Consider the following 22187-nt stretch of genomic DNA (forward strand, 5'->3'; position numbering starts at 1 on the left):
GTTGTTCCCTTAGCGCCAGAACCCGTTGTCGAGTTGCTCAAGTTGACGGGTCAGTTCGCTGCGGGCCTCGCGGATGCGGCGTTCGTCCTGGGTGTCGAGCACCTGCTGGAACTGCGCGGCCCAATGGCCGAGTTGTTCGCGCAGCTCGCCGAGGTTTTCCTGGTAAAGGCGTTCGAGGCGGGCGCTGAGTACGGTGTTGACCTGCTGGTCGCGTGGGTGGACCTTGAGCAGCGCCAAGGCTTGCAGGCGTTGCTGGATCTCGTCCGGGCTCAATACGCCAGGGTTGTTCTCGATCACCAGCGAGTGCTGCTCGCCGGTCAGCGGGATCTTCACCTGGGCTTCGAGCAGGCCGTTGTTGTCGTAGGTGAAGCGCACGTCCAGGGACACTTCACCGGCTTTGCGCTTGGGCACGGCAATGTCCAGTTGGCCCAGTTCGATGTTGTCTTTGACCAGCCGGCTTTCGCCCTGGTAGATCTTCAGCAGCACCTGGCTCTGGTTGTCGTGCAGGGTGACGACGGTCTTGACCCGGCTCACCGGCACGCTGCTGTTGCGTTCGATCAGCGGCAGGTAGTGGCCGCTTTCGATATGGCCACCGTATTGGTGCGAGGTTTCGATGCCGAGGGTGTAGGGGCAGACGTCGGTCAGCACCACTTCTTCCAGCGCCGCCGAACGTGCCTTGAGTGCCGCCTGGATCGCGGCGCCGTGAGCAACCACCTGGTCCGGGTCGAGGCTGATGGAGGGGAAGCGCCCGAACAAACCGGCGGCGAGTTTACGCACCAGCGGCATGCGCGTGGTGCCGCCCACCAGCAGGATTTCATCGAGGTCGCCCACGCGGATCCGCGCATCGCGCAGGGCCCGTTCGATCGGCGCCCGCAGGCGTTCGAGCAGCGGCGTGTAGAGCTTGGCGAGCTCCTGCTGGGTGATGGTTTTGACCCATTGGCGGCCGTCGACGCGCAGGGCGAACTCGGCGCTGTCGTCCTGGCCCAGGGCTTTGCGCACGCGCTCGGCTTCGCGGCGCAGGGCGTGCAACACGCTGCTGGTGGGCGGGAAGTCGGCGGCGTTGCGCTGGCTGTCGACGAAGTGTTCGAGCAGCAGGGTGTCGAAGTCTTCGCCGCCGAGGAAGTTGTCGCCGGCGCTGGCGCGCACTTCCATGACCCCGTCGAACAGCTCGATGATCGACACGTCGAAGGTGCCGCCGCCGAGGTCGAAGACCAGGAACGAGGTTTCCTTGTCGCGCTGGTGCAGGCCGTAGGCGAGGGCCGCGGCAGTCGGTTCGTTGATCAGTTTGTCGACGTTGAGCCCGGCCAGTTCACCGGCGATGCGCGTGGCTTTGCGCTGGCCGTCGCTGAAATACGCGGGCACGCTGATCACGGCGTCGGTGACGGTGTGGCCGTAGGTGCGTTCGATGTCTTCCTTGAGGCTTTTGAGCACCAGTGCCGAGAGTTCTTCGGGACGGAACGAACGGTCGCCCAGGCGCACTTCAGTGGCGCTACCCATGTAGCGCTTGAACAGTGAGGTCGTCAGGTGCGGGTGGGTGTGCAGGCGTTCCTTGGCGGCCTGGCCTACCAGGATGCGGCCTTGGTCATCCAGGCCGACCACGCTTGGGGTCAGCAACTCGCCAAGGGCGTTGGGCACCATTTCGGCGGCATCACCGCGCCAGACAGCGGCGAGACTGTTGGTGGTCCCCAGGTCGATTCCTACGATCATTACGACAAGCTCCCTCTGTGGTCTGTAAGAATCTGTGACCAATTTTATCCTGAAAGGTTAAACGAAATGCAAGGCGGCGGGTTTTGGGGGGGCTGATGGGGTTTGACCAAGCGCCGCTAGACCAATGTGGGAGCTGGCTTGCCTGCGATGCAGGCACCTCGGTGTGTCAGTTGCACCGCGGCGATGCTATCGCAGGCACGCCAGCTCCCACAAAAGCGAGGCTACACAAGCCAGCGCCTACATGTGCCACATTCAGGGCATAAAAAAACCGCTTCCGGTGAGGGAAGCGGTTTGTTCACAGCGGTGCGATCAGAACAGCTTCAGCGCCGGTGCTTCTTCTTTCAACGGCTCGTTCTTCGCGGTCTGCTCGCTCCAGCCACCGCCGAGGGCCTTGTACAGGTTGACCTCGCTGGTGAGCTGCGCCAGGCGGTCGGTGATCAGCGATTGCTGGGCACTGAACAGTTGGCGCTGGGCATCGAGGAACGTCAGGTTGCTGTCGACACCGATGCGGTAGCGACGCTCGGCCAGGCGGTAGTAATCCTGGTTGGCCGCGACGAAGCCACGCTGGGCGTCCAGTTGCTGCTTGTAGGTCTCACGTGCGGCAAGGCCGTCGGAGACTTCCTGGAAGCCGGTCTGGATCGCCTTCTCATAGTTGGCCACGTTGATCTCTTTCTGGATCTTCGAGTAGTCCAGGCTGGCGCGCAGGCTACCGGCGTTGAAGATCGGGATGTTGATCTGCGGGGCGAACGACCAGGTGCCCGAACCGCCTTTGAACAGGCCGCCCAGGTTAGGGCTGGCGGTACCGGCGCTGGCGGTCAGGCTGATGCTCGGGAAGAACGCTGCGCGGGCTGCACCGATGTTGGCGTTGGCGGCCTTGAGGTTGTACTCGGCTTGCATGATGTCGGGACGACGTTGCAGCAGGTCCGATGGCAAGCCGGCCGGCACTTCGCTGAGCAGGTTATCCGACAGCGGCTTGCTGGCGATATTCGCCGGCAGGCCGGTGCCCAGCAGCAGGGTCAGGCTGTTTTCGTCCTGAGCCACCTGGCGGGTGTAACGCGCCAGGGCAACCCGGGCGTTTTCCACCGAGGTACGCGATTGGCTCAGGTCGAGGGCCGAGGCCACGCCGACTTCGTTGCTGCGCGAGGTGAGCTTGAAGCTTTGCTCGTACGCGTCCAGGGTGTCCTGGGTCAGCTTGAGCAGTTCCTTGTCGGCCTGCCAGGTCAGGTAGGCGTTGGCCACGCTGGCCACCAGGCTGATCTGGGTACTGCGCCGTGCTTCTTCGGTGGCGAAGTACTTTTGCAGGGCTTCTTCACTCAGGCTGCGTACGCGACCGAACAGGTCCAGCTCATACGAGCTGATCCCGAGACCGGCCGAGTATTGGCTGCTGATGGTCGATTCGCCGGTCTGCGACAAGCGGGCCGGGGTACGCGAACGGCTGCCGCTGCCCGTGGCCGACACGGCCGGGAACAGATCGGCGCGCTGGATCTGGTACTGCGCGGCATACGCGTCGATGTTCAGGGCCGCGACACGCAGGTCACGGTTGTTCACCAGCGCGGTCTGGATCAGCTGTTGCAGGGCCGGATCATGGAAAAACTGCTTCCAGCCCTGCTCGACAGCGGCCTGGCTCGGCGCCTGGGCCGACGAATACGCCGGCCCCTGCGGGAACTGTGCGGCCACCGGCGCTTCGGGGCGCTGATAGTCAGGTATCAGCGAGCAGCCACTGAGCACGAATGCGGTGACGGCTAGGGAAAGTAGCGACTTGCTCATTGGCCAGCCTCTTTAGGGGTTTCAGTTGTGTCAGTCTTTTTACGTTCGCCAGCGGCGGATACGGTTGCGAAGAACAGGGGCACCCAGAAGATCGCCAGCACGGTTGCCGTGATCATACCGCCGATTACACCGGTACCGATCGCGTGTTGGCTGCCCGAACCTGCACCCGAGGAGATCGCCAGCGGCAGTACGCCGAGGATGAACGCCATGGAGGTCATGATGATCGGGCGCAGACGCATCCGCGAGGCCTCGATGGCCGACTCGACAATGCCCTTGCCTTGTTCGTGAAGTTCTTTGGCGAACTCCACGATCAGGATGGCGTTTTTCGCTGCCAGGCCCACCGTCACCAACAGGCCCACCTGGAAGAACACGTCGTTGGACAACCCGCGCATGCTGGTGGCGATCAACGCACCCACCACACCCAGCGGCACGACCAGCACCACCGCAATCGGGATAGACCAGCTTTCGTACAGGGCCGCGAGGCACAGGAACACCACCAGCAGCGACAATGCATACAGCGCAGGCGCCTGGGAGCCGGACAGACGTTCTTCGTACGACAGCCCGGTCCACGCGTAGCCGATACCGGCCGGCAGTTCCTTGGCGATACGTTCGACTTCGGCCATGGCGTCACCGGTACTGTAGCCCGGGGCCGGGGTACCGAGGATTTCCATTGCCGCTACACCGTTGTAGCGCGAGAGCTTGGGCGAACCGTAGATCCATTTGCCCGAGGAAATGGCCGACATCGGCACCATCTTCCCGGAGTCGCTGCGCACGTACCATTTGTCCAGGTCTTCTGGGGACATGCGGCCAGCGGCTTCACCTTGCACGTACACCTTTTTCACCCGACCACGGTCAATGAAGTCGTTGACGTAGCTGCCACCCAGGGCGATCGCCAGGGTCTGGTTGATGCTCGACAGCGAAATACCCTGGGCACTGGCCTTCTCGTCGTCGACGGTGAGCTCGTACTGCGGCTCATCGTTCACGCCGTTGGGGCGCACACCCGCCAGGATCTTGCTTTGCGCGGCGGCCCCGAGGAACTGGTTGCGTGCGTCCATCAGCTTCTGGTGGCCAACGCCGCCCTGGTCTTGCAGGAACACGTCGAAACCGGTGGCGTTACCCAATTCCAGTACCGAAGGCGGCACGATGGCGAACACCATGGCGTCCTTGAAGGCACCGAAGAAGTAACCCTGGGCGCGCTTGGCCACTTCGAATACCGAGGTGGACGCATCCCGTTCATCCCACGGCTTGAGCATCACGAACGCCAGGCCCGAACTCTGGCCACGGCCGGCGAAGTTGAAGCCGTTGACGGTAAATACCGATTTCACCGCCTTGCCTTCGCCCGGCTCGCCTTCCTTGTCGTTGAGCAGGAAGGCACGCATGTCGTCGATGACTTTCTGCGTACGTTCGGCCGAAGAACCGACCGGGGTCTGCACCTGGGCAAAGATCACGCCCTGGTCTTCTTCCGGCAGGAACGCGCTCGGAATGCGGGTGAACAGCCAGATCATGCCGGCGAAGATGATCAGGTACACGAAGAATGCAGGAAACTTGTGCTTGATCATGTTGCCCACGCCGCGCTCGTAGCTCAGTACGCCACGGTCGAAGGTGCGGTTGAACCAGCCGAAGAAACCACGCTTGGGTTGGCCGTGCTTCTCAGGGTCGATCGGCTTGAGCATGGTGGCGCACAAGGCCGGGGTGAAGATCAGGGCAACCAGTACCGACAACGCCATGGCCGAAACGATGGTGATGGAGAACTGTTTGTAGATCACACCGGTGGAGCCGCCGAAGAATGCCATCGGCAACAGTACCGCCGACAGCACCAGGGCAATACCCACCAGGGCTCCCTGGATCTGGCCCATGGACTTGACCGTCGCCTCTTTGGGCGACAAGTGTTCCTCGGCCATGACCCGCTCGACGTTTTCCACCACGACGATGGCATCGTCCACCAGCAGGCCGATGGCCAGGATCATGCCGAACATGGTCAGGGTGTTGATGGTGAAGCCGAACGCGGCCAGGATCCCGAAGGTACCCAGCAATACCACCGGTACGGTCATGGTGGTGATGATGGTGGCGCGGAAGTTCTGCAGGAACAGGAACATCACCAGGAACACCAGCACGATCGCTTCGACCAGGGTGTGGACTACACCGGAGATCGATTCGGTCACCACCGGCGTGGTGTCATACGGCACCACCGCCTTCATGCCTGGCGGGAAGAACGGTTCCAGGGACGCCACGGTGGCACGGATGGCCTTGGCGGTGTCCAGGGCGTTGGCGCCCGACGCGAGCTTGATCGCCATACCCGACGCCGGCTTGCCGTTGAACTGCGCACTGATGCTGTAGTTCTGGCCGCCCAGTTCGATCCGCGCGATGTCACGCAGGCGAACCTGCGAGCCGTCGGTATTGACCTTCATCAGGATCTTGCCGAACTCTTCGGCGGTCTGCAGGCGGGTCTTGCCGATGATGGTCGCGTTCAGCTGGGTGCCGGGCAGGGCAGGCAGGCCGCCCAATTGGCCGGTGGCCACCTGGACGTTCTGCGCCGCAATGGCAGTGCTGACGTCGACCGGGGTCAACTGGTAGTTGTTCAGCTTGGCCGGGTCGAGCCAGATACGCATGGCGTACTGCGAACCGAACACCTGGAAGTCACCTACACCTGACGTCCGCGAGATCGGGTCCTGGATGTTGGACACGATGTAGTTGGACAGGTCGTCCTTGGTCATGCTGCCGTCTTCCGACACCAGACCGATCACCATCAGGAAGTTCTTCACCGACTTGGTCACGCGGATACCCTGCTGCTGCACCTCTTGCGGCAGCAGTGGGGTCGCCAGGTTCAGCTTGTTCTGCACCTGAACCTGGGCGATGTCCGGGTTGGTACCCTGGTTGAACGTCGCGGTGATGGTCATGCTGCCGTCGGAGTTACTGTCCGAGGCGACATAACGCAAGTTGTCGATACCGTTGAGCTGCTGCTCGATGACCTGCACCACGGTGTCCTGCACGGTTTGTGCGGACGCGCCTGGGTAGGTCACCTGGATGTCGATGGCGGTTGGCGCGATGGCCGGGTATTGGTTGATGGGCAACTTCAGGATCGACAATGCCCCGACCAGCATGATCACCAGGGCAATAACCCAGGCGAAAATGGGACGGTCGATAAAAAATTTCGACATGGGTTACTCCCCCTGGCCAGCAGCGGCGGCAGGAGCTGGAGCAGAACCGGCAGGCTTGGCGTTGTCGGCGTCCTTGACCTTGACTTCGATGCCCGGCTTGATGAATTGCAGGCCTTCGGTGATCACGCGGTCACCGGCGTCGAGGCCTTTTTCCACCAGCCAGTAGGCGCCGGCAGTGCGGTTGGCCACCAGTTGACGCTGCTCGACCTTGTTGTCCTTGTTCACCACCATGGCGGTCGGGATACCTTTGATATCACGGGTCACGCCTTGTTGCGGTGCCAGGATGGCCTTGCTGTTCACGCCGGCTTGCAACTGGGCGTGCACGAACATGCCCGGCAGCAGGGTGTGGTCAGGGTTGGGGAACACGGCGCGCAGGGTCACGGAGCCGGTGGTCTGGTCGACCGATACTTCGGAGAACTCCAGCTTGCCGTCCTGGCCATAGGCAGTGCCGTCTTCCAGGGTCAGCTTGACCTTGGCCGCGTTGGCGCCGGCTTTTTCCAGCTGGCCGCTTTCCAGGTCACGGCGCAGTTTCAGCATTTCGGCCGAAGACTGCGTGACGTCGACGTAGATCGGGTCCAGTTGCTGGATGACGGCCATGGCATCGGCCTGGCCGTTGCTGACCAGCGCGCCTTCGGTGACCGAAGAACGGCCGATACGCCCGGAGATCGGCGCGAACACTTTGGTGTAGCGCACGTTGATCTGGGCGGTTTGAACGTTTGCTTCCGCGGTCATGCGGTTGGCGACGGCGGTGTCGTATTCCTGACGGCTGACGGCCTGCTCATCGACCAACTGCTTGTAGCGGTCGGAGATCGACTTGGTCTGGGTCAGGCTGGCCTGTGCGCTTTTCAGGGTGGCGTCATACACCGACGGGTCGATCTGGTAGAGCTGTTGCCCTTCCTTCACGTCGCCGCCTTCCTTGAACAGGCGCTTGAGAATGATGCCGTTGACCTGTGGGCGAACTTCCGCAATGCGGTAGGCGGTGGTGCGGCCTGGCAGCTCGGTCGTCAGGGTATAGGCTTGCGGTTGAATGGTGACCACGCCGACCTGAGGGGTTTGGGCGGGCGGAGCCGCTTCTTCCTTTTTACATCCGCTGAGCAGCGATGCCAGGGCGACGGCAGTGACCAGAGCGGTAACAGCTGGCTTAAGTTGCATGAAGATCCTCGGGTCAGGCGCGCAGGGTGCGCACAAGAAGTGTGGAAGGGTAAAAAACAAGCTGTGAGTGGATAAGTAGCTTGCTACGCAATATACTTACGTTCATGGTTGTTTGTAAACTCTTGACAGGCTTCGCGGAATGTTGACAAAGCAACGTCCAAAGCCTCGATTTTAGTACGTTCGGCGCCCATGACGGTGTCGTCCCACAAGTATTCAGACGGTGGCCAACCACAACCCACCGTGTCCCGATTGAGGTTTTACTGCCATGGTTCGTCGCACCAAAGAGGAAGCTCAGGAAACGCGCAGCCAGATTCTCCAAGCCGCCGAACAAGCCTTCTATGAGCGTGGCGTTGCGCGGACCACGCTGGCGGATATCGCCGCGCTGGCCGGTGTGACGCGGGGTGCTATCTACTGGCATTTCAGCAATAAATCCGATTTGCTGCAGGCGCTGCTCGACACGCTGCATGAGCCGCTGGACGAGTTGGCCAGGGCCAGTGAAAGCGAGGATGAACTCGACCCGCTGGGCTGTATGCGCAAATTGTTGATTCATTTGTTCCATCAAGTAGCCCTGGACCCGAAAACCCGGCGCATCAACGAGATCTTGTTCCATAAGTGCGAATTCACCGATGAAATGTGCGACATGCGTCGCCAGCGCCAGACCCACAGCCTGGAATGCAACCTGCGCATCGGCCTGACATTGCGTAACGCGGTCCATCGCGGGCAACTTCCGGAAAACCTCGATACCACCCGTGGCGCGGTGTGCATCCACGCCTACATCAACGGGCTGATCGGCCAGTGGCTGCTGGTACCCGACAGCTTCCAACTGCATCAGGAAGCCGAACGTTGGGTGGACGCCGGGCTGGACATGCTGCGCTGGAGCCCAAGCCTGCGCAATTAAGACAAAATGCGTAATTGCATCAGGTTGTGTCAACAGTAAAGCCTAAGGACCGTCAATCGTCCTTACGCCTGATTAGTGGGGTGACTTTATATACGGGCTGGCGGGCGGTTGATAGGTAGCCGCCTAAGTATTTTGTAGCGATTTTGTTGCAGGGCTGTGAAGGAGTGTTTCCTCGTGGACGCTACACATCAAAAATGTGGGAGGGGGCTTGCCCCCGATAGCACAGTGTCAGTCACCCGATTCATTGGCTGACACGCCGCTATCGGGGGCAAGCCCCCTCCCACATTGGGTGGTCGTACTACTTCGGAATAACGATTACAGCGCCAGGGTCGGGTAGTCGATGTAGCCGACCGGGCCTTTGCCATAGAAGGTTTCCGGATGCGCTTCGTTCAGCGGCGCATCGGCTTTCAAGCGCGCCGGCAGGTCCGGGTTGGCAATGAATGGCACACCAAAGGCCACCGCGTCTGCCTTGCCCGAGGCCAGCCAGGCGTTGGCGCTGTCCTTGGTGAAGCGTTCGTTGGCGATGTACACGCCGCCGAAAGCCTTCTTGAGTTGTGGACCGAGGCTGTCGCCGGCTTCTTTCTCACGGGAGCAGATAAACGCGATGCCACGCTTGCCCAGTTCGCTGGCAACGTAGGTGAAGGTTTCCGCAAGATTGTCATCGCCCATGTCATGGGAGTCGGCGCGCGGTGCCAGGTGCACGCCCACACGGCCTGCGCCCCAGACGTCGATGGCCGCGTCGGTCACTTCCAGCAGCAGGCGTGCACGGTTTTCCAGGGAACCCCCATACTGATCGGTGCGTTTATTGGTGCTGCTTTGCAGGAACTGGTCGAGCAGGTAGCCGTTGGCGCCGTGGATTTCCACGCCGTCGAAGCCGGCGGCCTTGGCGTTCTCGGCACCGGTGCGGTAGGCATCGACGATGTCGGCGATTTCCGCGGTTTCCAGGGCGCGTGGGGTCGGGTAGTCCGCCAGTGGACGCACCAGGCTGACGTGGCCCTTAGGCTGGATCGCGCTCGGGGCCACCGGGCTTTCGCCGTTCAGGTACGACTCATGGGAAATACGCCCCACGTGCCACAGTTGCAGGAAGATCTTGCCGCCCGCGCCGTGCACGGCCTTGGTCACGTTGGCCCAGCCGCGCACCTGGTCGTTGGACCAGATGCCTGGGGTGTCCGGGTAGCCCACGCCCATTGGCGTCACGGAAGTGGCTTCGCTGAGGATGAGCCCGGCGGAAGCGCGTTGCACGTAGTACTCGGCCATCAGCGCGTTGGGCACGCGACCTTCATCGGCACGGCAGCGGGTCAGCGGCGCCATGATGATGCGGTTCGACAGTTCCAGGTCGCCCAGTTTGATCGGATCGAAAATAGTCGTCATGGGATAACACCTTTCTCTATTAAGTGGTTGATCAGTGGGTAGCGAGGGCCAGGTCGGCATCGCCGCCCTGGCGGAAAGTAATCAGGGTCACCAACAGTGCGAGAATCGCCAGGGCCGCTGCGGCCAAGGGCACGCTGGTCAGGCCGAAACCGTGGGCAATCACACTGCCGCCGACCCAGGCACCCAGGGCGTTGCCGATGTTGAAAGCGCCGATGTTCAGGGTCGACACCAGGTTCGGTGCAGCCTTGCCGAAGGTCACCACGTTGATCTGCAACGCCGGTACGGCGGCAAACGAGGCGGTGGCCCAGAGGAACAGGGTGATTTCCGTCGGGATCACCGCGATGCTGGTCCAGCTCAGCGCCGTGGAGACCACCGCCATGCTGATGAACACGCCAACCAGGGTCGCGGCCAGGCGTTTGTCCGCCAGCTTGCCGCCGATGATGTTGCCCACGGTGAGGCCGAGGCCGATCAGCAGCAGGGTCCAGGTCACGCCCTTGGGCGACACGCCGGTGACATCGCCCAGCAGCGGCGCGACGTAGGTAAAGAGGGTGAACATGGACGCGGCGAACAGCGCGGTCATGCTCAGCGACAGCCAGATGCCGGCGCCCTTGAGGGCGGCCAGTTCGGCGCGCATGTCGAGTTTTTCTTCATCACGCTTGGCCGGCAGGAAGCGGATCAGGCCGATCAGCGCCACTACCCCAATCACCGTCACTGCCCAGAATGTCGAGCGCCAGCCGGCTGCCTGGCCCAGTGCGGTGCCCAGCGGCACGCCGAGCACGTTGGCCAGGGTCAGGCCGGTGAACATCAGGGCCACGGCCGAAGCACGCTTGTTGGCCGGCACCAGGTTGGCCGCCACTACTGAACCGATCCCAAAGAACGCGCCGTGGCACAGCGCGGTGACCACACGGGCAAACATCAGCACGTTGTAGTCACTGGCCAGGGCGCACAAAAGGTTGCCGACAATGAAGATCCCCATCAACGCTACCAGGGCCGCCTTGCGTGGCAGCTTGGCGGTGGCCAGTGCCATGAACGGCGCACCGATCGCCACGCCCAGGGCGTAGCCGGTGACCAGCCAGCCGGCGCCAGGAATCGACACGCCCAGGTCCGCCGCCACATCGGGCAGCAAGCCCATGATGACGAACTCGGTGGTGCCGATGGCGAAGGCGCTGAGGGCCAGTATGAGTAGCGAGAGAGGCATTCGTGTTTCCTTGTTACAGCGCTGCGCTGTCCTGCGCGCTGAGTTCGGTGGTGAGCGCCGCGAGGAAGGCCTGGATGGTGTCCTCGTTGCGTTTGAAAAAGTGCCATTGGCCGGCCTTCTGGCTGCTGATCAACCCGGCGCGTTGCAGGGTGGCCAGGTGGGCCGATACCGTCGACTGGGACAGGCCGCAGCGCTGGTCGATCTGCCCGGCGCAGATGCCGTATTCGTGGTTGTGCAATTGCTCGGGGAATTGCACTTTCGGGTCTTTCAGCCAGGTGAGGATGTCTCGTCGTACTGGGTGTGCCAGGGCTTTTATTATTTCGTCGAGGTCGATGGACATGGCAGGTGCTCGGTGTCTTGCAGCGTTATATCGCGATGAGGCGAACTTTATATCGGTCTATCCCGATAAACCAATATGATTTTGGTCTGAGCCTAGGCTCAATCGGTATATCGGGTTATAACGATACGTTGAGGGCAGTGGTAGACTGCGCACCATGAATTATCTCGCACATCTGCACCTGGGCGGCCAACTTCCTGCGCAACTGCTGGGCAGCCTCTATGGCGATTTCGTCAAAGGTCGCCTGCAGGGCCAGTTCAGCCCGCAAATCGAATCGGCGATCCAGTTGCATCGTTCCATCGACCGCTTCACCGACAGCCATCCGCTGGTGGGGGAGGCGTTGTCACGCTTCAGCCTGACCCGCAGGCGCTACGCCGGGATCGTCCTCGATGTGTTTTTCGACCACTGTCTGGCGCGGGACTGGGCGCTGTATGCCGACCAGCCGCTGGAGCACTTCACCTCGCAGGTGTACAGCGTGCTGGCGGCCGAACCGCAATTGCCGGGGCGACTGGCGCAGATTGCGCCGTATATGGCGGCGGATGATTGGCTGGGTTCGTACCGAGAGTTTGCAGTGATGGAGCAGGTGTTGCGGGGGATTTCGCGGCGGCTGACACAGCCCCAGGAACTGGGGTATGCCATGCACGAGTTGCGAGAGTTGTACGAGCCGCTGAGTGAAGATTTCCGACGGTTCTACCCCGAGCTGCAAGCATTCGCACAGATCCAACTGACAAGGTAAAGCTGAATGTGGGAGGGGGCTTGCCCCCGATAGCAATGGTTCAGTCAAAGCATGCAGTGACTGACACACCCCAATCGGGGGCAAGCCCCCTCCCACATTTGAACGGTGTTCACTTGAGTTCAGGCAGCGAATGCTGGTCGAGCATCCACTTGCTCCGCTTCCGGCACCGGCCCAAACAACGCCTTCTGCACCGCCTGCTGCGCCTGATACGCCAGCGCCGCACGCTCCTGCCCGGCACAGGCAATCGGCGCGAGCACATGGATTTCCACATCGCCCTGGTCATTGGCAAACAAGCGCATCAGGTGCGAGAGCAAATCATCATCGCCAATAAACGGTGCCAGCGGGTCCACTTGCCCCTCACGCAGGTAACGGATCGCCACCGGTTGCAGCGACACATCCGCATCGATCGCACTGGCCAGCAGGCGCCCGTGGAAGGTGCGCAGGCTGCGCCCGTCGGTGGTGGTGCCTTCGGGGAACATCAGCAGCGGGTGCTGTTGCTCCAAGTGGCGAGTCATCTGCTTGCGGATCAACTGGCTGTCGCCCGAACCACGGCGGATAAACAGGCTACCGGCCTTGGCCGCCAACCAACCTGCCACCGGCCAGGTGCGCACTTCGGCCTTGGACAGGAATGACATCGGCGCCACGGCGCCGAGCAGCGGAATATCGGTCCAGGACACGTGATTGCTCACCCACAGCATCGGCTGCGTCGGCAACTCACCGTGCACCGTCACGCGAAAGGGCAGGGCGTTGGTCAGGCGCGCCATGAAAAACCGCGACCAACGCTGGCGCCGCACCATCGAATTGGCGATGCCCAAACGCTCGAACACGCCAAACACACTGGCCATGCTCAAACCCAACGCCACCACCAGCAGCACCCGGGCAATGCGCCCGTACACGCGCAGGCGGCTCATCACATTGCAGCCTTGAAGTGGCGCGCGTAACGCGGGCACAGTTCATCGCGCTTGAGCAGGATGAACACATCGGCCACCTGGAAATCTTCATCCCAGCACGGCTCGCCGCAGATCTTCGCACCCAGGCGCATGTAGGCCTTGAGCAATGGCGGCATCTCGGCGATCACGTTGGATGGCAGGTCCAGCGCGGGCAGCGGTTTTTTCGGTTCGGCGCGCAGGTGTTCATTGCACAGGTAGCGCTCGCGCAGGCGCTGCATGATCGCGTGGGCCTGGATGCCGCCGTCGTGCATCGGGATGCTCGCGCAGCCCATCAAGTAGCTGTAGCCACCCTGGTTGAGCACTTCAGCCAATTCGCCCCACAACACCGCGATGGTGCCGCCGTTGCGGTAGGCCGGGTCGACGCAGGTACGGCCGATTTCCAAGATCGGGCCTTGCAGGTGTAGCAAACCATGCAGGCTGAATTCTTCTTCGCTGTAGAACCGGCCCAGGGTGCTGGCGGCCTGGTGGTCCAGCAAACGGGTGGTAGCCACCAGTCGACCGCTGTTCAAGTCCCGCACACCGATATGGCTGCAGTGAACATCATAGTCATCCATGTCCAGGCCCAGTTCCGCGCCTTTCAGCTTGGCGTTGAACTCGCCGCTGAACACGTTGAACCGCAGGGCCTGGGCTTCCTGCAACGCCTGCGCGCCAACCAGGCGTTCGGCTTGCAGACGGCGTTCATTGCCGGTGTCGCTGATGCGGGCGATCTGAGTCATGGCGAATCTCCGAGTGCCAGCCACCTTTCGGCCGGTCGACTTGTTTGTCCAAACTCAGGCTATGTAGGCTCGGTGTCATCTCCATGAAGTTATGGTGACGCTTGGATGACAGGCCTTGTGTAGCAAATCTGTCATCACCCTCGGCTAGGCTCGCGGGCTTGAATGCCCCCTTGAGTCTGCGTCCATGGTCAGAGGCTTGTTGTGCGTTGCCCTGCTGTTCGTTACCGTCATCGCCCACGCCGAAACCTGGCCTGACAAGGACTGGGCCAAGGGCACTCCACTCGAAGGCCCGGCTGTCGACGCCCTCAATGCCTACGCGTTCCCTCCACGGGACGACGCTACGCGCAAAGGCATCCGCACCGACGCGCTGTTGGTGATCCGCGATGGCGTGATCATCTATGAACGCTACGGCGCGCCCACCACGGCCAGCACGCCGCACCTGACCTGGTCGGTCAGCAAAAGCCTGATGGCCACGGTGCTTGGCGTGGCCTATGGCGAAAACCGCTTCAAGCTCACCGACCCCGCCGCACGCTTTTACCCGCCGATGAAACAGCACCCCAAGGTGACCATGGCTGACTTGCTGCACTGGGCCTCGGGCCTGGACTGGCAGGAAAACTACGAATACGCCCCGCTGAAATCCTCGGTGGTCGCGATGCTCTACACCCGAGGCCGTGGCGATATGGCTGACTTTGCCGCCGACACCGAGGCTGCTGCTGCGCCGGGTCAGGTGTTTCGGTATTCCAGCGGCGACACCAACATCCTGTCCGCGGCCCTCAAAGGCATGCTCGGCCACAAGGCCTATATGAGTTACCCGTGGGATGCGCTGTTCAAACCGCTGGGTATTCGCAATGCCAGCTGGGAAACCGACGCCGACGAAACCTTCGTCGCCTCGTCCTACGCCTACCTCACCACCCGCGACCTGGCACGGGTTGGCCTGTTGATGGCGCGGGACGGGCGATGGGGCGATCAGCAGTTGCTGCCTAAAGACTGGGTTGCCTTCAACCGCCAGCCTTTCGACAAATACAAGGTCGGCCAGGACGAAGCGGTGCCGGGTGGGCATTGGTGGCTTAACAAAGGCGAACCGCGCCCCTGGCCCGATGCGCCCGCCGACACCTTCGCCGCCCTCGGCCACTGGGGCCAGGCGTTGTACGTGATGCCCGATGAACACCTGGTGATCGTGCGCTACGGCGATGACCGCGACGGCAGCTATCGCCATAACGAACTGCTCAAGCGCGTGCTGGCGGCGGTGCAACCATGATCCGCCGTCGGCCGTTTACCAGCCTGTTTCTGCTACTGTTGCTCGCCCTGCTGGGGTGGATCTGGCACGAGCGCGTGAACCTGCAAGCCTTTCCCGACATCATCGCGGCGTACACGGCCAAGGAATATTGTTCGTGCCGGTATGTAGAGAACAATCCGGCGGCGTATTGCCGGGGGTATGTGAAGCAGTACGTGCCGACGAGTGCGTTCAGCGATAACCCGGAGCGCAGTGAGGTGACGGCGAGTGGGTTGGGGAGAACGCACACGGCGAGGTGGTTGGGGGATCGGCAGGGGTGTCGTCTCAATCCTTGACACGCCACCGACCCATTCCATTGCGCCCGGCACACGGCGCAGTTAAGGTTCGTGCAGGTTTTTTGCCTCATGAGTCTTTATGTTCAATGTCAAACCACTGGCCTTCACACTGTTGACCTGTGCCGCTGTGCCTGCCCATGCTGACTGGTACCTGGACAACGAGTCCTCGCGCCTCTCTTTCGTTACCACCAAGAACACCGAGATTGCCGAGGTACAGCGCTTCCTGGTGCTGCACGGCAAGGTCGACAGCAAAGGTGCGGCGCAACTGGAAGTGGAGCTGGAGTCGGTCAACAGTGGCGTCCCGCTGCGCGATGAGCGCATGCGCAATCAGCTGTTCGAGATCAAGACGTTCCCCGAGGCGCTGATCAACGCGCAGATCAACCTGCAACCCATCAACGACCTGGCCCCCGGTGCGCAGCTTGAGTTACGCCTGCCGTTAACCGTGACGCTGCACGGCAAGACCCAGACCTACAGCGCCGAGCTGCTGGCCACGCGCCTGGATGACCGGCGTTTCCAGGTGGTCACCCTGGAGCCGCTGGTGGTGCATGCCGAGGACTTCGACCTGGCGCCGGGTGTGGCCGTGCTGCGTAAAGCGGCGGGGCTCAAGTCGATCAGTCTGTCGGTGCCGGTGGGTGCGGTGCTGATCTTTACGGCGCGCTGACGTGAGTGGCGCGGTGTTCCCGTGGCGCAGCGCCAACCGTTTCGAGTTGTTGATCGACGGGCCGAATTTTTTTCCGCAGATGCTGGTGGGTATTGCCCGTGCCGAGCGGCAAGTGGAGCTGGAGTTGTACCTGGTGGAAGCCGGCGCCTGCGCCGAAGCGATGGTGCAGGCGCTGGTGCTGGCCGCCGAACGCGGTGTTCAGGTGCGCTGCCTGTTCGATGATTACGGCAGCCTGGCGTTTACCCTCGGGCTGCGCAGGCGCTTGACCGATGCCGGTGTGGAACTGCGCTTCTACAATCGCCTGCGCTGGCGCCGGTGGATGCGCAACCTGTACCGCGACCATCGCAAACTGCTGTTGATCGACCAGGACATCGCGTTTGTCGGCGGCACCGGCGTGACCGATGAATTCTGGACGCCAGGCAACGACAGCGCCGACTGGCACGAAGTGATGGTGCACATCAGCGGCCCCCTGGTGCTCGACTGGCAAGCCCTGTTCGACCGCCAATGGCACGCCAACAACGCGCGCCGTGCGTGGAAGCCGGCCACCCATTTCGGTTTGCCACGCTTGCCCAGGATGCCGGCCACCGGGCCGGGGCTAGGTCGTGTCGCCTACGCCGACGCCCGCCAACACCGCGATATCCTGCAATCGCTGATACGTGCTTTGAACAGCAGCAAACAGCGGATCTGGTTGGCGACTCCGTATTTTCTTCCCACATGGGGCGTTCGCCGTGCGTTACGTCGGGCCGCAGGGCGTGGCGTAGACGTGCGTTTGCTGCTCACCGGCCCGCGCACCGATCACCCGTCCGTGCGCTATGCCGGCCACCGCTATTACCCGCGCTTGCTGCGCTCGGGCGTGCAGATTTTTGAGTATCAGCCGTGCTTCCTGCACCTCAAGATGGTGCTGGTGGATGATTGGGTCAGTGTGGGCTCGTGCAACTTCGACCACTGGAACCTGCGCTTCAACCTGGATGCCAACCTGGAAGCGTTGGACCCTGAATTGACGCGGGCGGTGGCGGGCAGTTTCGAACGGGATTTCGCGCAAAGCCTGGCGGTGAGCCTGGAGGCGTGGAAGTCGCGGCCGTTGTGGCGGCGGGTGAAGCAGCGGGTGTGGGGGTGGATTGATCGGTTGGTGGTGAACGTGCTGGATAGACGCGGCTAGCCAGTCCACTGTGAGGCAAATGTGGGAGGGGGCTTGCCCCCGATTGCAGGGTGTCAGTCACTGAAAATATTGACTGAACCACCGCTATCGGGGGCAAGCCCCCTCCCACATGTTTACAGCAGTTCGAAGGTTTGCTGTTGTACGTCCTGGGAATCCAACCCGATCTGCACATTGAACTCGCCAGGCTCCGCCGCATACTTGAGCTGAGTGTTGTAGAACTTCAAGTCTTCCTCGGTGATGGTGAAGTGCAAGGTGCGTTCTTCTCCCGCCTTGAGCATGACCTTCTGAAAGTTCTTCAGCTCCTTGATCGGGCGGATCATCGAACCGGCAACGTCCTGGATATACAGCTGCACCACGGTTTCGCCATCCACCTTGCCGGTGTTCTTCACTGTCACGCTGGCGTCGAGCTTGCCGGTCTTGTTCAGGGTGGTGGATGACAGCGCCATGTCCGACAGGCCGAACGTGGTGTAGCTCAAACCATAGCCAAACGGGAACAGGGGACCGGTGGTGTCATCGAAGTACTGCGAGGTGTAGTTGCCCGGCTTGCCTGGGGTGAATGGCCGGCCAATGGTCAGGTGGTTGTAATAAGTGGGAATCTGCCCCACCGAACGTGGGAAGGTGATCGGCAGCTTGCCCGACGGGTTGTAGTCACCGAATAGCACGTCGGCGATGGCGTTGCCGCCTTCGGTGCCGGCAAACCAGGTTTCCAGGATCGCGTCGGCCTGTTGGTTCTCTTCCAGAATCGACAGCGGGCGACCGTTCATCAGCACCAATACCAGCGGCTTGCCGGTGGCTTTGAGGGCCTTGATCAGGTCGCGCTGGCTTTGCGGGATGTTCAGGTCGGTGCGGCTGGACGATTCGTGGGACATGCCACGGGACTCGCCCACGGCAGCCACCACCACATCGGCATCCTTCGCGGCTTTCACCGCTTCGTCGATCATCACTTGGGCAGGGCGGGTGTCATCCACCACTTCCGGCGCATCGAAGTTGAGGAAGTTCAGGTAGTCCACCACCGCCTTGTCGTTGGTGATGTTAGCGCCACGGGCATAGATGATCTTGCCTTTTTCGCCGATCACCGCGTTCATGCCGTCGAGCAGGGTCACCGATTGCTCGGGTTTGCCGGCGGCGGCCCAGCTGCCCATCATGTCGATCGGCGCCTTGGCCAACGGCCCGACCAGGGCGATGGTCGCGGATTTTTTCAGCGGCAGGGTGTTGTCCCGGTTTTTCAGCAAGACCAGGCTGCGACGTGCGATATCGCGCGCGTCGCTGCGGTGCAGGCGGCTTTCGGCGTAGGTGTCGGCCGGGTCATCCTCGGCCTTGCCGATGCGCAGGTATGGGTCCTTGAACAGGCCCATGTCGTACTTGGCGCCGAGCACTTCGCGCACGGCGTTGTCGATGTCGCTCTGTTCGATTTCGCCGGACTTGAGCAGGCCGGGCAATTCCTTACCGTACAGCGAGTCGTTCATGCTCATGTCGATGCCGGCCTTGATCGCCAGCTTGGCGGCTTCACGCCCGTCCTTGGCCACGCCGTGCTTGATCAGTTCGAAGATCGCGCCATGGTCGCTCACGGCCAGGCCCTTGAAGCCCCAGTCCTTGCGCAGCAGGTCGTTCATCAGCCAGGTGTTGGCGGTGGCGGGCACGCCGTTGATCGAGTTCAGCGCCACCATCACGCCGCCTGACCCGGCCTTGATCGCCGCGTGGTACGGCGGCAGGTAGTCCTGGTACATCTTGACCGGGCTCATGTCGACCACGTTGTAGTCGCGGCCGCCTTCCACTGCGCCATACAGGGCGAAGTGCTTGACGCTGGCCATGATGCTGTCGGCGTTCGCCGGGCTTACGCCCTGGAAGGCCTTGACCATCACTTCGGCAATGCGCGAGACCAGGTAGGTGTCTTCGCCGAAGCCTTCGGAGGTGCGGCCCCAGCGCGGGTCGCGGGAGATGTCGACCATCGGCGCGAAGGTGATGTCGAGGCTGTCGGCGGCGGCTTCCTCGGCGGCGATGCGCCCGGAGCGGCCGATGGCGTCCATGTCCCAGCTGGAGGCCAGGGCCAGGCTGATCGGGAAAATCGTGCGGTGGCCGTGGATTACGTCATAGGCGAAGAACATCGGGATCTTCAAGCGGCTGCGCATGGCCGCGTCCTGCATCGGACGGTTTTCCGGGCGGGTGATGGAGTTGAACGTGCCACCGATGCGGCCGGCGGCGATTTCCTTGCGGATCAGCTCGCGGGGCATTTCAGGGCCGATGCTGATCAGGCGCAACTGGCCGATCTTCTCATCGAGGGTCATCTGCTTGAGCAGGTCGCTGACGAAGGCGTCCTTGTCCTTGAGCGCAGCAGGCTTTGTTTCTGCCCAGACGGGGTGGGTGGCCAGCGTGGCAACAAGGCCGAGCAAACACAGCTTCTTCATGAATATCCTTTTTCGGCTCACTGCACAGCGAAAATGCGCTGTTCTGCCAAAATGTGGGGAACGTATGTTGTTGTTCGAGTGTTATACCGACAAATGCCGCACACTTCGGAACTCTTATTAGCGGTGGGCATCTTTTTAGCTGATTGATTCGATGCAATCCAGTCGTGGCAACGGATTATGCCTTACCGGTGCCCAATTCCATCAAGGTTCGCCAGGAGAAACACCATGCAAGCAGCACAAGGTTACCGCTGGGGCTTGAAAGCCGCGGTTCTGCTATTGATCGGTACGGTGCTCAGCGGTTGCGGCATCAACAACATCCCGACCCTGGACGAACAGGCCAAGGCCGCCTGGGGCCAGGTGCAGAACCAGTACCAGCGCCGCGCCGACCTGATCCCCAACCTGGTGGAAGTGGTCAAGGGCTATGCCGCCCATGAGCAGGACACCCTCACCGCCGTGATCGAAGCGCGGGCCAAGGCCACCTCGATCCAGGTGGATGCCAGCACCCTCGACAATCCGGAAAAACTCAAGCAATTCCAGCAAGCCCAGGACGGCTTGAGCGGCGCACTCAGCCGTTTGATGGTGGTGTCCGAGCGCTACCCGGACCTGAAAGCCAACCAGAACTTCCTGGCCCTGCAATCCCAGCTGGAAGGCACCGAAAACCGCATCGCCGTGGCCCGTCGCGACTTTATCCAGGCGGTGCAGGCCTACAACACCGAGATCCGTACCTTCCCGGGCCGCCTGTGGCACAGCGTGATGTACAGCGACTTGCCGGTTCGCGCCACGTTTGAAGCCACCAGTGCCGATGCCGATAAAGCGCCGCAAGTGAAGTTCAAATAAGGCCGCGCTGAGGTGTCGATGCGTTTATTACGGATAGGCCTGGCACTGTGGCTGTTGGCCTGCGTGGGCGTGGCCCAGGCGGCGCTGACTTTCCCGGCGCTGACCGGGCGGGTGGTGGACAACGCCCAGATGCTCGACCCGACCACGCGCCAGCAACTCACTCAGCAGTTGCAGGTGCTGGAGCAGACCTCCGGCGACCAGATCGTGGTGGTCACCGTGCCCGACCTGCAAGGCGTGCCGATTGAGGACTTCGGTTATCAATTGGGCCGCCAGTGGGGCATCGGCCAGAAGGGCAAGGACAACGGCGCACTGTTGATCGTCGCCCGCGATGAGCGCAAATTGCGCATCGAAGTCGGCTACGGCCTGGAAGGTGTGCTCACCGATGCGCAGTCGTGGGTGATCATCAACCAGGTGATTGCACCCAAGTTCAAGGCCGGCAACTTCAGCCAGGGCATCAGCGACGGCGTGGCGGCGATGATTCAGGTGGTGGGCGGCGAACCGCTGGCCGTGCCGGCCCATGTGGCGGACGCCAACTTTGCCAAGGATAATCCCGGGTTTTCCATCGGCCTGTTTATCCTGCTGATCGGCGTGTTGTGGCTGTGCAATCGCCTGGGCCTGCCGGTGGGCGCGATCCTGCTGGCGATTCTCAGCAGCAGCGGACGCGGCGGTGGTGGCGGGGGCGGCGGCGGTGGTTTCCGTGGCGGCGGTGGCGGCTTTGGCGGTGGCGGGGCTTCAGGCGGCTGGTGATGATAATAATGAGAGAGCAAGCACAACCATGGCATTACTGACTGAACACGAGCAGCGCCAAGTCGCCGAAGCGATCGCCCGCGTGGAAAAGACCACCGACGCGGAACTGGTGACCGTGCTGGCCGCCCGCGCCGATGATTACGCCTATATCCCGCTGTTGTGGGCCAGCCTGATCGCGTTGGTGGTGCCGGGAGTGGTGCATTACCTGTCGGGCTACCTGACCATGTACACCTTGCTGCTGGCGCAATGGGCGACCTTCATCGTGCTGTGCCTGGTGTTTCGCCTGCCCAAGGTGACGACACGGTTGATCCCGCGTTCGGTGCGCCACTGGCGCGCGTCCAACCTGGCGCGACGCCAGTTCCTGGAGCAGAACCTGCACCACACCCTGGGCAGCACCGGTGTGCTGATTTTCGTCAGCGAGGCCGAGCGGTATGTGGAGATCCTGGTGGATGACGGCATCTCCAGTCGCCTGGATGACAGCAACTGGGATGGGATCGTCAAGGCGTTTACCCAGCAGGTGAAGCAGGGGCAGACGTTGGCGGGGTTTGTTGCGTGCATCGAGGCCTGTGGCGAGTTGCTCAAGGTGCATGTGCCGGTGACGCAAACCCGCAATGAACTGCCCAATCGCCTGGTCGTACTCGAATAAAAGACTCAACACTGGGCTAAAAATGTGGGAGGGGGCTTGCCCCCGATAGCGGTGGATCAGCCAATAAATCAAGTACTGACACACCGCCATCGGGGGCAAGCCCCCTCCCACATTGGGTTCTGTGGTGTTCCATCAAACGACCGCTGATCAAATAACCCCGTGCCCTCCCGGCC

Annotated in this window: 19 protein-coding genes; 9 read left to right on the forward strand and 10 right to left on the reverse strand. The window is 62.0% G+C overall.

What is annotated here, in order from left to right; translation table 11 throughout:
• Positions 1–9: 9 nt before the first annotated feature.
• The 4 genes from ACZ445_RS06855 to ACZ445_RS06870 form a co-directional block, all read right to left on the reverse strand.
• Positions 10–1707 (reverse strand): molecular chaperone HscC, encoded by a 1698-nt coding sequence (locus ACZ445_RS06855; RefSeq protein WP_192299273.1) that lies wholly within the window; start codon positions 1705–1707, stop codon positions 10–12.
• Positions 1708–2016: 309 nt separating this feature from the next.
• Complete coding sequence (adeC, locus tag ACZ445_RS06860) at positions 2017–3474, reverse strand: AdeC/AdeK/OprM family multidrug efflux complex outer membrane factor (protein WP_058425204.1); 1458 nt, start codon at positions 3472–3474, stop codon at positions 2017–2019.
• Positions 3471–6632, reverse strand: a complete 3162-nt coding sequence (locus ACZ445_RS06865; RefSeq protein WP_058425203.1) for an efflux RND transporter permease subunit — start codon at positions 6630–6632, stop codon at positions 3471–3473. The genes adeC and ACZ445_RS06865 overlap by 4 nt, the downstream gene beginning before the upstream one ends.
• 3 nt (positions 6633–6635) lie before the next feature.
• On the reverse strand, positions 6636–7784 hold the full coding sequence (locus ACZ445_RS06870; RefSeq protein ID WP_058425202.1) for an efflux RND transporter periplasmic adaptor subunit: 1149 nt from the start codon (positions 7782–7784) through the stop codon (positions 6636–6638).
• Positions 7785–8049: 265 nt separating this feature from the next.
• Between ACZ445_RS06870 and ACZ445_RS06875 the strand changes: the two genes are divergently transcribed.
• Positions 8050–8682 carry a TetR family transcriptional regulator gene (locus ACZ445_RS06875; RefSeq protein ID WP_010212311.1) on the forward strand — a complete coding sequence of 211 codons (633 nt, stop codon included), beginning with the start codon at positions 8050–8052 and terminating at the stop codon, positions 8680–8682.
• A 315-nt stretch (positions 8683–8997) separates the two neighbouring features.
• Here the strand turns inward: ACZ445_RS06875 and ACZ445_RS06880 are convergent, their stop codons facing one another.
• Genes ACZ445_RS06880 through ACZ445_RS06890 form a run of 3 tightly spaced genes read right to left on the reverse strand, consistent with a single transcriptional unit; the run spans position 8998 to position 11591 of the window.
• Positions 8998–10053 carry an alkene reductase gene (locus ACZ445_RS06880; protein ID WP_058425201.1) on the reverse strand — a complete coding sequence of 352 codons (1056 nt, stop codon included), beginning with the start codon at positions 10051–10053 and terminating at the stop codon, positions 8998–9000.
• 31 nt (positions 10054–10084) lie between these two features.
• Positions 10085–11251, reverse strand: a complete 1167-nt coding sequence (locus ACZ445_RS06885) for an MFS transporter (RefSeq protein ID WP_058425200.1) — start codon at positions 11249–11251, stop codon at positions 10085–10087.
• 13 nt (positions 11252–11264) lie between these two features.
• Positions 11265–11591, reverse strand: coding sequence for an ArsR/SmtB family transcription factor (locus tag ACZ445_RS06890; protein ID WP_058425199.1), 327 nt, complete (start codon positions 11589–11591; stop codon positions 11265–11267).
• Positions 11592–11745: 154 nt separating this feature from the next.
• On the opposite strand from ACZ445_RS06890, the gene ACZ445_RS06895 reads away from it, so the two are divergent.
• Positions 11746–12324: an acyl carrier protein phosphodiesterase gene (locus ACZ445_RS06895; protein ID WP_058425198.1), complete on the forward strand. Its 579-nt coding sequence runs from the start codon at positions 11746–11748 to the stop codon at positions 12322–12324.
• A gap of 119 nt (positions 12325–12443) precedes the next feature.
• On the opposite strand, the gene ACZ445_RS06900 is transcribed toward ACZ445_RS06895, so the two are convergent.
• Positions 12444–13235, reverse strand: coding sequence for a lysophospholipid acyltransferase family protein (locus ACZ445_RS06900; protein WP_058425197.1), 792 nt, complete (start codon positions 13233–13235; stop codon positions 12444–12446).
• Complete coding sequence (olsB, locus tag ACZ445_RS06905; RefSeq protein ID WP_003172415.1) at positions 13235–13990, reverse strand: L-ornithine N(alpha)-acyltransferase; 756 nt, start codon at positions 13988–13990, stop codon at positions 13235–13237. The genes ACZ445_RS06900 and olsB overlap by 1 nt, the downstream gene beginning before the upstream one ends.
• 184 nt (positions 13991–14174) lie before the next feature.
• Between olsB and ACZ445_RS06910 the strand changes: the two genes are divergently transcribed.
• The 4 genes from ACZ445_RS06910 to ACZ445_RS06925 all read left to right on the forward strand — a co-directional run bounded on the left by ACZ445_RS06910 (position 14175) and on the right by ACZ445_RS06925 (position 17379).
• Positions 14175–15248, forward strand: a complete 1074-nt coding sequence (locus ACZ445_RS06910) for a serine hydrolase domain-containing protein (protein WP_464708115.1) — start codon at positions 14175–14177, stop codon at positions 15246–15248.
• The gene (locus tag ACZ445_RS06915) at positions 15245–15559 is read left to right on the forward strand and encodes an amidase (protein ID WP_464704909.1); all 315 of its coding nucleotides are present in this window, start codon (positions 15245–15247) and stop codon (positions 15557–15559) included. Before ACZ445_RS06910 ends, ACZ445_RS06915 begins: the two co-directional genes overlap by 4 nt.
• A 79-nt stretch (positions 15560–15638) precedes the next feature.
• Positions 15639–16220, forward strand: a complete 582-nt coding sequence (locus ACZ445_RS06920; protein WP_310862682.1) for a YceI family protein — start codon at positions 15639–15641, stop codon at positions 16218–16220.
• A 1-nt stretch (position 16221) separates the two neighbouring features.
• Positions 16222–17379: a phospholipase D-like domain-containing protein gene (locus ACZ445_RS06925; protein ID WP_179040725.1), complete on the forward strand. Its 1158-nt coding sequence runs from the start codon at positions 16222–16224 to the stop codon at positions 17377–17379.
• Between the two features lie 113 nt (positions 17380–17492).
• Here the strand turns inward: ACZ445_RS06925 and bglX are convergent, their stop codons facing one another.
• Positions 17493–19784, reverse strand: a complete 2292-nt coding sequence (gene bglX, locus ACZ445_RS06930; RefSeq protein WP_058425191.1) for a beta-glucosidase BglX — start codon at positions 19782–19784, stop codon at positions 17493–17495.
• Positions 19785–20009: 225 nt separating this feature from the next.
• Here bglX and ACZ445_RS06935 point away from each other — a divergent pair, with 225 nt between their 5' ends.
• Genes ACZ445_RS06935 through ACZ445_RS06945 form a run of 3 tightly spaced genes read left to right on the forward strand, consistent with a single transcriptional unit; the run spans position 20010 to position 22014 of the window.
• Positions 20010–20621, forward strand: coding sequence for a LemA family protein (locus tag ACZ445_RS06935; RefSeq protein WP_058425190.1), 612 nt, complete (start codon positions 20010–20012; stop codon positions 20619–20621).
• 18 nt (positions 20622–20639) lie between these two features.
• Entirely contained in the window at positions 20640–21368 is a 729-nt protein-coding gene (locus ACZ445_RS06940) for a TPM domain-containing protein (RefSeq protein WP_058425189.1), read from the forward strand.
• A gap of 28 nt (positions 21369–21396) precedes the next feature.
• On the forward strand, positions 21397–22014 hold the full coding sequence (locus tag ACZ445_RS06945) for a TPM domain-containing protein (RefSeq protein ID WP_071488893.1): 618 nt from the start codon (positions 21397–21399) through the stop codon (positions 22012–22014).
• The last annotated feature ends 173 nt before the right edge of the window (positions 22015–22187 follow it).

This window comes from Pseudomonas allii, assembly GCF_055380095.1.

What these genes read in the sequence shown, in the direction of transcription:
- ACZ445_RS06890 (WP_058425199.1), bottom strand. Translation starts at nt 11,591, where the DNA reads ATGTCCATCGACCTCGACGAAATAATAAAAGCCCTGGCACACCCAGTA.
- ACZ445_RS06900 (WP_058425197.1), bottom strand. Translation starts at nt 13,235, where the DNA reads ATGAGCCGCCTGCGCGTGTACGGGCGCATTGCCCGGGTGCTGCTGGTG.
- ACZ445_RS06910 (WP_464708115.1), top strand. Translation starts at nt 14,175, where the DNA reads ATGGTCAGAGGCTTGTTGTGCGTTGCCCTGCTGTTCGTTACCGTCATC.
- ACZ445_RS06855 (WP_192299273.1), bottom strand. Translation starts at nt 1,707, where the DNA reads ATGATCGTAGGAATCGACCTGGGGACCACCAACAGTCTCGCCGCTGTC.
- ACZ445_RS06915 (WP_464704909.1), top strand. Translation starts at nt 15,245, where the DNA reads ATGATCCGCCGTCGGCCGTTTACCAGCCTGTTTCTGCTACTGTTGCTC.
- ACZ445_RS06945 (WP_071488893.1), top strand. Translation starts at nt 21,397, where the DNA reads ATGGCATTACTGACTGAACACGAGCAGCGCCAAGTCGCCGAAGCGATC.
- ACZ445_RS06920 (WP_310862682.1), top strand. Translation starts at nt 15,639, where the DNA reads ATGTTCAATGTCAAACCACTGGCCTTCACACTGTTGACCTGTGCCGCT.
- bglX (WP_058425191.1), bottom strand. Translation starts at nt 19,784, where the DNA reads ATGAAGAAGCTGTGTTTGCTCGGCCTTGTTGCCACGCTGGCCACCCAC.
- ACZ445_RS06895 (WP_058425198.1), top strand. Translation starts at nt 11,746, where the DNA reads ATGAATTATCTCGCACATCTGCACCTGGGCGGCCAACTTCCTGCGCAA.
- ACZ445_RS06865 (WP_058425203.1), bottom strand. Translation starts at nt 6,632, where the DNA reads ATGTCGAAATTTTTTATCGACCGTCCCATTTTCGCCTGGGTTATTGCC.
- ACZ445_RS06935 (WP_058425190.1), top strand. Translation starts at nt 20,010, where the DNA reads ATGCAAGCAGCACAAGGTTACCGCTGGGGCTTGAAAGCCGCGGTTCTG.
- ACZ445_RS06875 (WP_010212311.1), top strand. Translation starts at nt 8,050, where the DNA reads ATGGTTCGTCGCACCAAAGAGGAAGCTCAGGAAACGCGCAGCCAGATT.
- adeC (WP_058425204.1), bottom strand. Translation starts at nt 3,474, where the DNA reads ATGAGCAAGTCGCTACTTTCCCTAGCCGTCACCGCATTCGTGCTCAGT.
- ACZ445_RS06870 (WP_058425202.1), bottom strand. Translation starts at nt 7,784, where the DNA reads ATGCAACTTAAGCCAGCTGTTACCGCTCTGGTCACTGCCGTCGCCCTG.
- ACZ445_RS06880 (WP_058425201.1), bottom strand. Translation starts at nt 10,053, where the DNA reads ATGACGACTATTTTCGATCCGATCAAACTGGGCGACCTGGAACTGTCG.
- olsB (WP_003172415.1), bottom strand. Translation starts at nt 13,990, where the DNA reads ATGACTCAGATCGCCCGCATCAGCGACACCGGCAATGAACGCCGTCTG.
- ACZ445_RS06940 (WP_058425189.1), top strand. Translation starts at nt 20,640, where the DNA reads ATGCGTTTATTACGGATAGGCCTGGCACTGTGGCTGTTGGCCTGCGTG.
- ACZ445_RS06885 (WP_058425200.1), bottom strand. Translation starts at nt 11,251, where the DNA reads ATGCCTCTCTCGCTACTCATACTGGCCCTCAGCGCCTTCGCCATCGGC.